Source organism: Bacillus sp. PK6-013 (assembly GCF_054161445.1).
In genome coordinates this window covers 2,111,701-2,126,441 of record NZ_CP096417.1, presented here as the reverse complement: position 1 = coordinate 2,126,441, position 14,741 = coordinate 2,111,701, and the positions used below count along the sequence as shown (strand labels likewise).

Annotated in this window: 12 protein-coding genes; 3 read left to right on the top strand and 9 right to left on the bottom strand. The window is 45.1% G+C overall.

Features of this window, described 5'->3' with window-relative positions:
* Positions 1-36: 36 nt before the first annotated feature.
* The gene (locus tag M1E03_RS10870; RefSeq protein WP_023855731.1) at positions 37-513 is read right to left on the bottom strand and encodes a MarR family winged helix-turn-helix transcriptional regulator; all 477 of its coding nucleotides are present in this window, start codon (positions 511-513) and stop codon (positions 37-39) included.
* Between the two features lie 201 nt (positions 514-714).
* Between M1E03_RS10870 and M1E03_RS10865 the strand changes: the two genes are divergently transcribed.
* The gene (locus M1E03_RS10865; RefSeq protein WP_458110801.1) at positions 715-2,172 is read left to right on the top strand and encodes an MDR family MFS transporter; all 1,458 of its coding nucleotides are present in this window, start codon (positions 715-717) and stop codon (positions 2,170-2,172) included.
* A 4-nt stretch (positions 2,173-2,176) separates the two neighbouring features.
* Here the strand turns inward: M1E03_RS10865 and M1E03_RS10860 are convergent, their stop codons facing one another.
* From M1E03_RS10860 to abc-f, 7 genes are all read right to left on the bottom strand, one after another.
* Positions 2,177-3,274, bottom strand: coding sequence for a spore germination protein (locus M1E03_RS10860; RefSeq protein WP_145624546.1), 1,098 nt, complete (start codon positions 3,272-3,274; stop codon positions 2,177-2,179).
* Between the two features lie 39 nt (positions 3,275-3,313).
* A complete protein-coding gene (locus M1E03_RS10855) occupies positions 3,314-4,510 on the bottom strand; it encodes a Ger(x)C family spore germination protein (protein WP_095292027.1) in 1,197 nt (398 codons plus the stop codon).
* A complete protein-coding gene (locus tag M1E03_RS10850) occupies positions 4,497-5,597 on the bottom strand; it encodes a spore germination protein (RefSeq protein WP_023855727.1) in 1,101 nt (366 codons plus the stop codon). Before M1E03_RS10850 ends, M1E03_RS10855 begins: the two co-directional genes overlap by 14 nt.
* Positions 5,598-5,627: 30 nt before the next feature.
* Positions 5,628-6,734: a spore germination protein gene (locus M1E03_RS10845; protein WP_105981012.1), complete on the bottom strand. Its 1,107-nt coding sequence runs from the start codon at positions 6,732-6,734 to the stop codon at positions 5,628-5,630.
* A 21-nt stretch (positions 6,735-6,755) separates the two neighbouring features.
* Complete coding sequence (locus M1E03_RS10840) at positions 6,756-8,324, bottom strand: spore germination protein (protein WP_023855725.1); 1,569 nt, start codon at positions 8,322-8,324, stop codon at positions 6,756-6,758.
* 1 nt (position 8,325) lies between these two features.
* On the bottom strand, positions 8,326-8,451 hold the full coding sequence (locus M1E03_RS10835) for a hypothetical protein (RefSeq protein WP_023855724.1): 126 nt from the start codon (positions 8,449-8,451) through the stop codon (positions 8,326-8,328).
* Positions 8,452-8,597: 146 nt separating this feature from the next.
* Positions 8,598-10,325 carry a ribosomal protection-like ABC-F family protein gene (gene abc-f / locus M1E03_RS10830; RefSeq protein ID WP_145930268.1) on the bottom strand — a complete coding sequence of 576 codons (1,728 nt, stop codon included), beginning with the start codon at positions 10,323-10,325 and terminating at the stop codon, positions 8,598-8,600.
* Positions 10,326-10,789: 464 nt separating this feature from the next.
* On the opposite strand from abc-f, the gene tlpB reads away from it, so the two are divergent.
* A complete protein-coding gene (tlpB, locus tag M1E03_RS10825; RefSeq protein ID WP_458110782.1) occupies positions 10,790-12,775 on the top strand; it encodes a methyl-accepting chemotaxis protein TlpB in 1,986 nt (661 codons plus the stop codon).
* Between the two features lie 44 nt (positions 12,776-12,819).
* Here the strand turns inward: tlpB and csaA are convergent, their stop codons facing one another.
* Positions 12,820-13,152: a chaperone CsaA gene (gene csaA, locus M1E03_RS10820; protein ID WP_020451742.1), complete on the bottom strand. Its 333-nt coding sequence runs from the start codon at positions 13,150-13,152 to the stop codon at positions 12,820-12,822.
* 222 nt (positions 13,153-13,374) lie between these two features.
* Between csaA and M1E03_RS10815 the strand changes: the two genes are divergently transcribed.
* Entirely contained in the window at positions 13,375-14,703 is a 1,329-nt protein-coding gene (locus tag M1E03_RS10815) for a S8 family peptidase (protein WP_023855720.1), read from the top strand.
* Positions 14,704-14,741: the final 38 nt, after the last annotated feature.

The following is a 14,741-nucleotide window of genomic DNA, read 5'->3' as shown; positions in this document are numbered from 1 at the left end:
GTACAAAAGACCGGTTGAAACAAAACCGGTCTTTTGTCACTTTGTCTTCTTTAAAGTTTTGGCATAATCGGCGGCGAACGCCGTGCTGTTTTTCAAAAATTTGATAATGGTTTGCAGTTCCCCCTCTGAATATCGGCTTAAAAATCCGGCAGATTCTTGCGCCAAGTCTTGAAAGATATGAGAGATCTTCTCCATGTTTTCCGGGATCAGCTCGACTAAAAGACGCCTTCTGTCGGACGAATCCCTGATGCGTCTGACATAGCCCGTTTTCTCAAGGCGGTCGATCACGCCTGTGATCGCTCCCGTTGTCAGCCCGCTTTTTGCGGCAAGCTCCCCCGCTGTTACTTTCCCTTCCCGCGCGATAATCTCAAGGCATTTATGATCCGTGGCGTTCAGTCCGATTTTCTCGCCGATCGCCTCGTGCAGAAAAATGGTTGCGGTGCTGTGAAATCTCAACTGCTGTATCAGCTCGTTGAGCAGCCCTTCTCCTTCAATATGATTTGTTCTTGACATCGGTAACACCCTTCTATAAAATCATTATGTCTTAGCAGCTAAGATATTTATTTCCTGATATAAATGATCATAACAGGATGAAGCGTCCATGCCAAACGCTGCTTTAGAACGAATTTATTTAAAGGAGAATAGATTGATTTGTCACAAACTCAAAATCGAAAATTAGGATTTGTTGTAGCAGGGCTTTTGCTTGCTATTTTGATGGCTTCGATGGACAATACCATCGTTGTCACGGCAATGGGAACAATTGTCGGCGATCTTGGCGGACTCGACAGCTTTGTCTGGGTTGTATCTGCCTTTATGGTCGCTGAAATGGCCGGCATGCCGATATTCGGCAAGCTGTCGGATATGTATGGAAGAAAACGTTTTTTTCTTTTTGGCAGCATCGTGTTCATGGCGGGATCAGCATTGTGCGGAACGGCTACAACCATTGAGCAGCTCAGCATTTACCGCGCGATCCAAGGAATTGGCGGAGGCGCGCTCATTCCGATTGCTTTTACCATCATTTTTGATATTTTCCCGCTGGAAAAACGCGGTAAGATCACTGGACTTTTCGGCGCTGTTTTTGGCCTTTCGAGCATTTTCGGACCGCTCATCGGCGCCTATGTCACTGACTACATCAGCTGGCACTGGATTTTTTATATGAATCTGCCGCTCGGTATGGTTTCTTTTGTTTTCATTCTTCTATTTTACAAAGAAACGAAACAGCATGAAAAGCATCGCATTGATTGGCTAGGGGCGATCACGCTCGTAGGAGCGGTCGTCTGCCTCATGTTTGCGTTGGAGCTCGGCGGCGAGAAATACGCCTGGGATTCGAATGTCATCCTTACACTTTTCGGAAGTGCAGCCGTCTTATTGGTTTGCTTCCTCATGATCGAACGTAAGGCCAGTGAACCGATCATTTCGTTTCATATGTTTAAAAACCGGCTGTTTGCCGGCAGCACGCTTGTCGCTTTATTTTACGGCGGGACATTTATTTCAGCTACCATCCAGATTTCGATCTTTGTTCAGGGTGTTTACGGAGATTCTGCGACAAACTCCGGGCTTGTTCTTTTGCCGATGATGCTCGGCTCTGTCGTATCAGCCCAGCTTGGCGGATTCTTAACGACAAAAATGAGCTACCGGAACATTATGCTCATCTCCGGACTGGTTCTCGTCAGCGGGTTTTCTTTATTAAGCACGCTTAACATTGACACTCCGCGTTTATTATTAACCATTTATATGATTGTTGTCGGCTTGGGAGTCGGTTTTTCTTTCTCTGTATTAAGCATGGCGGCTATCCATCATTTCGGCCCGGAACAGCGCGGCTCAGCGACTTCTACGAGCAACTTTATGCGCTCTCTCGGCATGACGATCGGCGCCAGTATGTTCGGCATGATTCAAAAAAACCAATTTTCAGAACAGATGGAAGATATGTTTAAAAGCACAGGCGCTTCAAATCTCGCCTCACCGAATGATGCCAACCAGATTTTGTCTAGTGCCCGGGCATCAATGCCACCGGATATTTTAAATCACATCACCGAGGCGCTTTCACATTCGATTGTTCATACGTTTACTTGGGCAATTTTCCCCGCAGCGGCCGCCTTTTTGCTCGTGTTTTTCATGCCGAATGACAGGGTGAAACCGAGAGCTAAGAAGCAAGTGAACAAAGCGGGCTGAACATCTAGCTTTGCAAAGGTTTCTTTTTCCTCATTTTCGAAATCAATAAAAGCGGAACCGGCACAATGCCGAATAAAACCACCGCAATGTAGCTGATCATGTTGCCGAGAGAAAAAACGCCATCGAGGTTTTTGGGCGTCATCGCGATAACATACATCACCGGAAGCAGACCGAACATAATCGGTCTGCTCTTTTTTTTGAAAATTTGCGACAGCCCCAGCGATGCGGCGTAAAATGAGACGGAAAAAGTCGCAAACAACTGCATAATCCAGATGACAAGGAGCAGCGATTCAAAACGTTCAAATATTAAGCCGGGCATTTCAAAACTGCGGATGAGATCAAGCGTCGGCCATGTCAACGCGGTTACCCCGTCGACTGACAGCCCTCCGATCACGAATACGACCGTCGTTAAGTAAAAGAGTATCGCAATGCCGATTCCCATGACAACGACTTTGACACCATCTTTCGGCTTTTTCATAAACGCCAAAAGAAACATCATCACTTCTGCGCTGATAAATGAAAGCATTGTCGCTTTTGTCCCCTTTAATGCCGGCATGATGCCTTCCCCGAGGACTGGCCGCAGGTTATCCAGTTCGAATATGCCAAAACTCATAAATACGACGGTTAAAAAGAAAAGGATTGTAATCGGAAAAATGATTTCAAATAAACGGGCAAGCGATCCCATACCGTCTTTTATCGAATAAAATCCGACCCACATCATCGACATGACGATCGCCCAAATCGGTGTTTGCTGCAGCAAAAAAAAGGTGATGACTTCTGCCATAATTCTTGCTTCAAAAGCCGCAATCATCACAAAATGCTCAATAAACAGCAGGCTGATCACAATACTGAGCCACTTTCCGACAATGTTTCCCCCATATTGAAAAAATGTTTGCCCGGGATAATCCTGGCTTAATTTTGTCATCACCACTCCGGCTGCCATTGTGATAATTCCGCCTAATAGGACGGAAATCCATACATCCGGCGTACCGGCTTCTTCTGCAGCGGTTCTTGGCAAGGTGAGAATCCCGGCAGCCATAATATAACTGACTAAGACAATAATGGCCTGAGAAGTCGTAATTTTATCTTCGGAACGGATCATTGCGTATTTCTCCGCCTTTCGTGATTAGAAGTGCTTCTGTTACTGATCCCCAACGGTACCGTATTCTTTAATCGTGATTTGCACATGAAATGTAATCGGTATATCGGTAAAGGTCTCATCCCAATTTTTCTTTAGTTTTTCCCAAAGCCTCGGATGCTTGATCCTCAGCTCGTTTCCGAATCCGGCAAGATCTGCTTTGTATTCGGTTTTCATTTTTTTTGTAATGTCCTCCATCGTTTTTTTTACGGTTTTCGCGGTTGTTTTTTCGACTTTTTCTAAAAATTTGTTATCAAAAGCTTTTTCATTCGTGCTCCAGTTTTCCGCAAGATACCCATCTGACTTTACGTTCACTTCAAAAGAAAGACGGTTTCCTTTGACAATGGGCTTGATGTCGCTTTTAATCGTTTCGACACCAAATGCGGTCACTTTTTTTTCTTCCGGATCATAACTTTTAACCGTGCCTCCAATTCCCATTCCGGTGATCCACATTACCCCTTCTAAGTCATGTTCATCCAAATAACCGATCAGCTTATTGGTTTTTCCGTTGATCGCGGCTGCTCCTGCATATTTGACTTCCCCATCGGTACCAATAACATTTTGAAGCAGATAGCTCGTTCCTGACCTCATTTTGCCTGTCAGTTTGGCAAGTGTCACAGGAGGAAGAATTTTTTTCGCTTTATATTCATTTTCGACAATTTTGCGCAGTCGAAACGCCGGCATTTCACCGGTTTCCTTCAGCTCAAGCGTGTCTCTCGCCCGCCCTCTTGTGACGATCACCATACTGCTCGGCCTGATTTCATTATCGCGGAGAGGCTGATCAAGCAGTTCTGCCAGCGAATAGGTGCGGAGAAGCTCAGCGGCGATGACAATTACCTTTAAATGAGGACTGAATACAGGCCTGTCCTGTCTCAATGCTACTTCAGAGTTAATTTGCTGAAGCGAGTCCCCCGTTTCATAAACGTTAATATACGATTTTTGATCAGTGCTTCCTCCAGTCGATTTTGAACCGGCCGCCTGTTCGTTCACGTATTGATAGATCATCGTGATCCGATCTTTTTTCGGGTAATCACCTCCCATTTCGTCAAATTTTTTTTCAAGTTCGGTTTCTTTGCCTTTGTCAATCCCCATCGCAAATGTGAGACCCAGCTCTTCAATTTCGTGGCTGCTCCAGCATCCGGTTAATAAAAACAAAAGTAAAGCAATCGTTAAGTAGCGAATGGTGTTAATTTTTTTCAAACTTTCTCCTCCTTACTTTCGATATCACCAAAAACATGAGCGGAATGAGCCCGACTAAAAAGATGGCGCTGTTGCCGATCAGATCTCCCATTTGAAAGAGCTGGTCGATATTTTTAGGCGTCATCGCAATGAGATAAATGACCGGAAGCAAGCCGAATAATATCGGTTCCATCCTCCTCTTCAAGAGTTGTGACAGACCTATAGCAGCAGCAAAATAGCTGATCGTAAAATTGGAGAATATTTGCATGATCCAGATGACCAGCAGCAAGGACTCAAATCGTTCAAAAATCAGCCCTCGTATTTCAAAGCTTCTCATTAAATCAATCGTCGGCCAGGTCCGGGATGTCACTCCATCGATCGACAGTGCACCGATCACCATAATAACGGTGATCATATAAAAGACAATCGGGAAAGAAATACCTATTAAAGTAGCTTTTAACGCTTGCTCGGGCTTTCTCATAAAAGGAACGATGATCAGCAGAACTTCTATGCCTGTATAAGCAAAAGACGTTGTCTTGACTCCTTGCATCACCGGCACGATCCCTTTCCCGAGAACCGGACGCAAATTGTCGGTCTCGAATATGCTTGCACTCATAAATATGACGACAAGAAAAATAAGAACTGTAATCGGAAAAATGATTTCATAAAGTCGGGCAACCGGATTGATACCGCCGGTTATTAAATAGATCCCGCTCCATAAAAAAACCATCGCCATCGCCCAAAGCGGCGTGTCTTCCAGTAAGTAAAATCCCATAACCTCTGTAACAGAACGGACTTGGAAACTCGACGTTGCGAGAAAATAGCAAATCAAAAGCAGGCTGAAAAGCCCTCCCGGCCACTTGCCAATAATATCGCGGCTGTATTGATATAACGTTTTTTCGGGGTATTCCATGCTTAATTTCACCATGATGAAACCTGCCAATAGAGCAATCAATCCTCCAAATACAACAGACAGCCAGACATCCGGCGTCTTAACCGCTTCCACAGATGTCCGCGGCAGTGTCAAGATACCAGTTCCCAGCAGAAAATTCGTGATGACGATGACGGTTTGCGAAACGGTAATTTTGTCTTGCTGACTCACCATCATGGAGAAATCCCCCCTTTCCTTTTTCAATCATCAGCCTCTGTCAGTTCCTTGTTTCCTCCTTTTTATTTTTGAAATCACCAGCAGGACGAGCGGTGTCATGCCGCCTAAATAAACGCCGCTGTTTCCAATAAAATCTCCGAATGCAAACATGTTGTTGATATTTTTCGGGATCATGGCCATGAGATAAATCACCGGAAGTAAAGCAAACAGCATCGGCCGAATATTTGTTTTAAAGAGCTGGGCCAGGCCTAATGCTGCACCATAAAAAGAAATGACAAAGGTGGAGAACAGCTGCATGATCCAGATGACCAGCAGCAAAGACTCAAACCGTTCAAATATCAGACCGGGTATTTCAAAGCTTCTCATCAAATCAATCGTCGGCCAGGTTCGTGATACCACCCCGTCTATAGACAGGGCGCCGATTACCATAACGACGGTGATCATATAGAAAAGCAAAGGGATGGCGATCCCGATCACAACCGTATGAATGGCCTTGCGAGGCTGATACATGAAGGGCATCAGGATCAAAATGATTTCAATACCTGAAAAAGACAATGCGGTCACCTTTATTCCTTTTAAGACAGGCCCTATTCCCTTGCCAAGTACAGGACGCAAGTTGTCCGCATCAAAAATTCCGATACCCATAAACACGACCAGCAGAAAAAGAATAAATGTAATGGGGAGCACGATTTGGAACAATCGGGCGATCGAACTTAAACCGCCAACGATCAAGTATAATCCCACCCATAAAAAAATCATGACAATGGCCCAGCGGGGTGTTCCTTCCAGTAAAAAAAAGCGAATGATTTCAAGCATCGAGCGGACCTGAAAACCGGAATGGGCCAATAGATAAGATACGAAAAACAAGCTGATCAGGCTGCCGATCCATTTGCCGATGATGTCCTGACTGTATTCATAAAAGGTTTTATCAGGATATTGATGGTTGAGCTTTACCATGATGACCGCGGCCAAGAGAGCGACTAAGCCGCCTAATATAAGCGTGATCCAAACATCAGGGGTTCCGACCTCGTCAACAGACGTTCGCGGAAGTGTCAGGATCCCTGTCCCAAGCAGGAAATTGGTGATGATAACAGCTGTTTGCGAAGTGGTAATGCGCTCTTCTTGCCTGACCATCATAAGCGTTTTCTCCTTTCTCTGCTACTGACGTGTCGAATCGTCTGTTTTTAGCATTTTCGGCCGCTTTTTCATCATCTGTATCGGCATGCGAACGATGAAATCTTTCCAATCTTGCAAACGATAAGGGACAGCCGGGCTTGCGTATGGAACACCAAAGCTTTTCAGCTTCACCGCGTGGCTGGCAAGCATGAGGAAAAACATAATCACCCCGTACAAACCGAATGTGGCTGCACAAAACATCGCCACAAATCTCAACATGCGCAGCGAAATACCGGCGCTGTATTGCGGAATGGCGAATGAAGAAATCGCGGTAACGGCGACAACAATGACCATAATCGGGCTGACAATGCCTGCCTGCACGGCAGCCTCCCCGATGATGATACCGCCGACGATTCCCATCGCCGGACCGATTGGTTTTGGCAGTCGGAGGCCGGCCTCGCGCAAAATTTCGATCGCCACTTCCATAATGAGCGCTTCGATCAGCGATGGAAAAGGTACACCCACCCTCGTTCCGGTAATAGAAATCGCAAGTTCACTCGGAATCAGCCCAGGATGAAACGAAATAAAGGAAATATATAAAGCGGGTCCAAGAAGCGAGATCATCGCTGCGCCAATTCGCATGATGCGGATCAGTGAACTCGGGAGCCAGCGTTCATAATAATCCTCGGGCGATTGCAGGAGCATACTGAATGTAACCGGAACGATTAAAACAAAAGGCGTCCCGTCCAATAAGATGGCCACTCTGCCCTCCATTAACGCACTCATCACCCTGTCAAGACGTTCAGTGCTTTGCACCTGCGGAAATGGACTGAGATAATTGTCTTCGATCAGCTGTTCGACAAAACCTGATTCGAGCACATCATCGATATCAATCTTTTCGATTCTTTTTTTGACTTCTTCCACCAGTCCTGGTTCAGCCACGTCTTTAATATAGGCGACGACAAGATTTTTGACAGCTCGCTTCCCAACTTGAAATTGAACCATAGACAAATTTTGATTTTTGCCGTGCTGCCTCAAAAGGGCTGTATTTGTGCCAATTGTTTCCGTAAAGCCGATGCGCGCCCCTCTGACCAAGGATTCAGATACGGGCTCTTCAATGTTCCTTGTATTTTTTTTAACGGTTCCCAGCAATAAAACTTCCGCTGAACCGTCGATCAGCAGTATGGCCGTACCCATCAACACTTCCGGCACCACTTCGCTGACATGCTTTGCCACTGATACTCCGCTGATTGATAAAATCTGCTTTTGGATTAAGTCCGGTATATTGCTGCTTAATGAAGAAAGCTCAATGTTATATTCTTTGGAGAAATCATCCATAAGGGATTTCATAATATGTTTGTCAATCAGGTCTTGATCTGCAAGCATTTCAACAAAAACAATCGCCGCCCGGATGCCGGTGCGCCCTAAGTTGAATTCTCGGAAATGAACGTCTGAGTTATTCTCCAAGGCTGTTTTGACCGCTTGCAGGTCGTGATCAAAATCGCCGGTCAAATACCCCGTTGATTCCAAAGCCGGCACTTCATTTTTAGGTTTTTCCGGCTTGTTGGACGACTGTATCAATCTGCGCGTTTTTGCTTTCCACCATCTCATATCAATCATCCCCTGCCGTACGAAGCCACAGAAATACTTTTGATATGGCAAACGGGACGAAAAAAACAAAAAAAGCCTGCATCAGGACCATCCAGTCCGGAAAATAGGAAACAATCGTTTTCCACATGTTGATCACCCTTTTTTATTGCTGTAGTAAGTCCATCATTTTTATCCTATTATTACCTTGGATGCCATCTCTAATGGGTGGTAATTTAAACCACGTCAAACAAAAAAGAACCATCTGTGTTAAAAAACACAAATGGTTCTTTCCATTTATTCTTTTTCTAAAAACGCCCGTTTGCGTTTGGCCAGCTCTGAAAATTCCTGATCCAATTCATGATATCTCGGGTCTTGGGGGGTGAGTCCGGCTAATTCTCCGAGAACGGCGGTCATCCGATTTTCGATGCGAAGCCGTTCCTCTTCATCGCGTTTTGCATGTCGCTGTTTCTTTCTGCTCCGATAATCTTTCAATCCGGTTTCGACGCGGGTGATGCGCCCATTTTCAAATACGAGAAGTTTGTTACACAATTGATCTGTAAAATACAGGTCATGCGACACAATGATGATCGTGCCTTGAAACTCAAGCAATGTCTGTTCAAGCTGCTCTCTGCTTGGCAAATCAAGGTGGTTGGTCGGTTCATCCAGAATCAGCAGATCATAATCCTTTAAAATCATACCTGCCAGTTTAATCCGGGTCCGCTCCCCGAGGCTGAATGTCCCGATTTCATTATGAAAGCGATTTTCTTTGATTCCCATATTGGCCAAAATGGTCCGCGCATTTGCGATTTCGGCTCTGTCAGACAAATTCAGTACTTCAGCCACTGTTTGATCAACGCTTAAATCACTGACATCCTGGCTTAAATATGCGGCCTTTACAGATCGGCTCTTCCATAGCGTTCCGGCTGTTGCAGGTTCAGCATCCAACATCATCTTCACAAGGGTCGTTTTGCCGCAGCCATTGTCTCCGATAAGCCCTATTCTCTCGCCATGTTTGACATAAAAATGGCTGTCTTTGAATAAGGTGCGTCCGTCAAACGCTTTTGTCAGGCCTTTCGCTTCGATAATCCGTTTGCCCCTTTTTTCTCCCGATGAAAATTGAAAATTGACAGATTCTGCTTCTTGTGGCTTTTCCGCTTTGTTTTTTTCAAGTTCCTGTTCAAGGCGTTTAAGCTTTGATTTGACTTGGTTATCGAGCTTTTTGGCTTTTACCCGGTGGTATTCTTTAAAACCCAGCTGCCTTCGTTCTGACCGTGATCCCTGTTTTGTTGAGTCACGGTGGGCTTTCTGCGACCAATTTTGGAGCGTTGCAATCTGTGACTCGATTCTTTCTTTTTGCTTTTGCTGGACTTCATATTGGTGCAGACGTTCTTCATATAACCGTTTTTTCTCCTGCCTGTATGCACTATAGTTTCCTTGATAAGTGTGCAACTTCCCATCTTCCAGCTCAAGTATTTTGGAAACGGATTGATCCAAGAAATAACGGTCATGAGAAATAATCAATACAGCCCCTCGATATTGTTGCAGTTCTTCAAGGAGCCAGCTGATTCCTTTTAAATCCAAGTGATTGGTGGGCTCATCTAAGATGAGGAGGTCAGGAATCGTTTTCCAGACGTGCGCAAGCGCAAGCTTTAGTTTTTCTCCCCCGCTCAAATGACTGAGCCGCTCGGAATTCCAGCTTTGGACCTTTGATAAGCCAAGACGGCTGGTCAACTGATATAATTTCCCGCCCTCATCGTCTGTTAATATGCTGTTGAAGTCATGAATGGAGTACTCAATCGACTGGAGCAGATAGCCGATTTTAAGCGTCCGGTCTGTTTGAACAGTGCCTTTGTCAGCTTTTATATGACCGCTCAATATATTTGCGAGCGTTGTTTTCCCCGCTCCATTGTATCCGACCAACCCAATCCGCTCTTGATTGGAAATGTCAAAATCGATGTTTTTTAAAATCGTTTGCTCTCCAAAGCTTTTTTGCAAACCTCTTATTTTCATTAAGATCGTCATACCGTTCACCTCTGTTTTTATTTTGGCTGACAACAAAAAACCTCTCGCGGAAACCCGGAGAGGATATCATGCCAAAATATGCACCGTGAAAGCGGTATGAACCGATCCCATTTCTTTGCACGACAAAAAACATGCAAATTTCAGAAATTGATGCAAGGTATAAAAGGGCATACTCATCCTATTCTCCAAGTTTCCGTTTTTTCATATAAAAAAAAACGATGGAAAATAAGATTACTGCTTCATGTCCCCTATACCTATTCCTTTCACTGTATTTACCGATTAGTATATAAACGAAGGTAAACTTTGTCAACAGTTATGCAGCCCTTTTTTCAGCCAATCCCGAAAACTGTTGCCTTCGCCTTAGTTGAGCATTTTATTTTGAAGTCTAAATTTTAAAATTTGATGCAAAAGTGTGAAAACTGTCCGATATTAATCTCGTAACCTATAAAAAGGAGTTTTGGCGAATGAAAAAAATAGTAAATTGGATCAAGCATCCATCTCTTTCCAAAAGATTAGCGGTCTCATTTTTATTGATTTTAACACTCCCTGTTTTAATCCTTTCAGGTGTTTCCTATTATACGGCGGGAAGTTCGATTGAAGATGAAATCATGAGAAGCGCAAGAAACAGCGTGGATCAATTAAACGAAACGATCGATCAAAATATCGAAAAAAAAGCGGATGCTATTACATATTTCAGTGAAGTGATCAAAGAAAAAGCATACAAGGAAAAAGGCCAGACTTCGTTAAGACAAAAATTTGAACAATACGCCAGACAAAATAAAGATGTAGAAGCCGTGTTCACAGGCTCTGCAGACGGTGTCTACGTGCAGCATCCTTATACGAAAATGCCTGACGGCTATAATCCCGCGGAAAGGCCATGGTTCCAAGAAGCGGTTGAGAAAAAAGGCGAAATCATCGTCACTGATCCATACACCTCTGCCGCCACCGGCAACACGGTCATTACCATCGCCAAGCAGAATGAAGACGGGTCAGGCGTCGCGGCGCTCAGCTTGAATATCGATGAGCTGATTAAAGCGACAAATGATGTCAAAGTTGGAAAAGACGGCTTTGCTTTTATCTCAAGTGCATCTAAAAAATATATCGCCCATCCGAAGATTAAAGCCGGAACTGAAGGTGAAGGCAGTTGGGTTGACCAAGTTTACGGCAAAGAAAAAGGTGAATTCAAATATACTTTTGAAGGAAAAGAAAAGCAAATGGCGTTTGCAACAAACAAACTGACAGGCTGGAAAATTGCCGGGACAATGTTTTCCGATGAGATAACAAACGCCACAAAGCCCGTCTTTTATATGGCTCTTATCGTCTTTTCAGTGGCTTTGGTGCTAGGCGGAATTCTCATTTTCTTTATCATCCGCGCGATCAGCAAACCATTGAATCAGCTCGTTCAATCTGCAAAAAACATCAGCAGCGGCGACTTGACACAGCAAATTAAAGTGCGTTCAAATGACGAATTCGGGCAGCTCGGCACAAGCTTCAATGATATGGCGGAATCGCTCCGCACACTGATCGGCACCATTCAGGAATCGGTTGAGAATGTCGCCTCATCTTCAGAGCAGCTGACAGCAAGCGCGGAACAGACGAGCCAAGCGACAGAACATATTACTTCCGCGATCGAACAGTTCTCGAACGGGGCCGAAAGCCAGAATGAAAAAGTCGAAACCAGCTCGCAGCAACTCAGCCAAATGAATGAACATCTGAGCGAAATGACCGAAGTGTCGGAATCGATTACTGAATCATCGATCAAATCGACAGAAATCGCCGAAACCGGCGGAGAACTCGTTCAGAAAACGGTCGGCCAGATGAACTCCATCGATCGATCTGTCAAACAAGCTGAGAGCGTCGTCAAAGGTCTCGAAGGCAAATCGAAAGATATCACATCAATTCTCAGGGTCATTAATGGAATTGCCGATCAAACGAATCTATTGGCATTGAACGCTGCGATTGAAGCGGCCCGCGCCGGCGAGTCAGGCAGAGGCTTTTCCGTCGTCGCCGAAGAAGTTCGAAAGCTTGCTGCCCAATCAGCGGAATCGGCAAAAGAAATCGAAGCGCTGATTCAGGAAATCGTCAAAGAAATCGAACATTCTCTCAAGATGTTTCAATCGGTCAACCATGAAGTCCAATCCGGACTCAAAATTACCGAGAAAACAGAAACGAGCTTTCACGAAATCAGCGGCATGACGAATGAGATTGCCGGCAAGCTGCAAACGCTAAATGCAGCGGTCGAACAATTGTCTAAAGGCTCAGAGGAAGTCTCCGGTGCCGTTCAGGAAATCGCCGATGTTTCAAGGGAAAGCACAGCTGGAATACAAGATATTGCGGCATCAGCGGAAGAACAGCTGGCTTCAATGGAAGAAATCAGTACGTCTTCTGCCACACTTGAACAAATGGCGGAAGATCTGCGAGAATTGACGAAAAAATTCAAGGTGAAATAAAAAAAGAGGCTTCCTTCTGGTAGAGGGAGCCTCTCTTTTATGCATCAGCTGATCTTCGTTCCATTGGGCGCTTCTTGATCAGGCGCCAGCAAAATAACGTCGCCTTTTTCCGGCACGCCGCCAAGAACGAGAACTTCCGATTTAAACCCGGCAATCCGCCGCGGCGGAAAATTGACGACTGCCGTCACCTGCCGGCCTATAAGCTTTTCAGGTGTATAACGCTTTGTGATTTGAGCGCTCGAACGTTTGACGCCAATCTCTTCTCCGAAATCGATCTCAAGCTTAATAGCCGGCACTTTCGCTTCAGGAAACTCTTCCGCTTTTAAAATTGTCCCAATCCGAATATCCAGCTCTAAAAAATCTTCGATTGTTGCCATGAATTCAGCTCCTTTGGCCGCTTTCTAGAGGGTGATATTGACATGACTAGAATATCATGTATTTTGGCTCGTTTAAACCCTGGACTTCCGTTGCCACTTTCAGAAGCGAATGGGAAACAGGCCTCTTTTGCCGCCGTTTTAGGACAGCCAACTTTACGGGACCCCCCTTTCATTCATAGATTAAGAGGAAGAATAAACTATAAGAGATGAGGTGGAACTAGGATGTTCGGTTCCTATATGGTTCAAATGGTAAGGTCCAACGCCCATAAACTGGACCGGCCGCTGAGAGAAAGCGTGCTGAAACTCTATAAACCTTTTAAATGGACCCCTTGCTTTTTACACGGATTTTTCGAAAAAATATTAATGAAGAACAAAAAAATACCGGTCATTATTGAATTTGAAAAAGACAGCCACCATAAAGGCTATCAATTAGTCAATGAAATGATCGGCAGCAAGAGAAGAAACAAAATCAAGCATCGCTTTTCCAACATTAGCTGCTGCAGCGCGGAAGTCACCCCTTCTTCTTTGCAATCGCTTCTATCTCAATGCGGTGACATTCGCAAAATTTATTTAAATCGCAAAGTGAAAGCGCTCCTCGACGTAGCGGTTGAATCAAGCCGTGCCAAAGAGGTGATCAGAAACAACCAGACGCTGACAGGCAAAGGTGTTACAATCGCTGTCATTGATACGGGCATATACCCTCACAAAGATCTTGAAGGCAGGATCAGGGCTTTTCAAGACTTTGTCAACCAAAGGACAGAACCGTATGATGACAATGGCCATGGCACACACTGCGCCGGCGATGCTTGCGGAAACGGAGCTGCCTCATCGGGTCAGTACCGGGGGCCTGCTCCTGAAGCGGAACTTGTCGGTGTAAAAGTATTGGACAAAATGGGATCCGGCACGCTGGAAACTGTCATTCAAGGGATCGATTGGTGCATTCAATTCAATGAGGAAAACCCTGATGATCCGATCGACATTCTTTCAATGTCATTGGGGGCAGATGCGTTACGCTACGAGAATGAGGAAGAAGATCCGGTCGTTAAAGCTGTTCATGCAGCATGGGACGCAGGTATTGTTGTATGTGCGGCAGCCGGAAATTCCGGTCCTGATGCGCAAACGATTGCCAGCCCGGGCGTCAGCAGCAAGATTATTACAGTCGGAGCTTTGGATGACCGGGATACAGTCAGCCGGGAGGATGATGATGTTGCCTCTTATTCAAGCAGAGGGCCGACGATCTACGGTCAAGTTAAACCGGACTTGCTGGGACCGGGCACAAATATTACATCGCTTCGTTCACCTGGATCTTTCCTCGATAAGATGCAAAAAGCAAACAGAGTCGGCACAGATTATATGATATTATCCGGAACCTCGATGGCCACGCCGATCTGCGCAGGCATTGCAGCCCTTATTCTTCAGCAAGCCCCAGGGACAGGACCTGATGAAATCAAACAACTGTTAATAGACGGAACCGATTTATGGAAAGATCGCGATCCAAATGTTTACGGTGCGGGATACATTAATGCAGAACAATCGGTTCCGCAAGATTAAAGACCGTTCGCCCGTTTTAGCATAAAGCGGGCGAATCT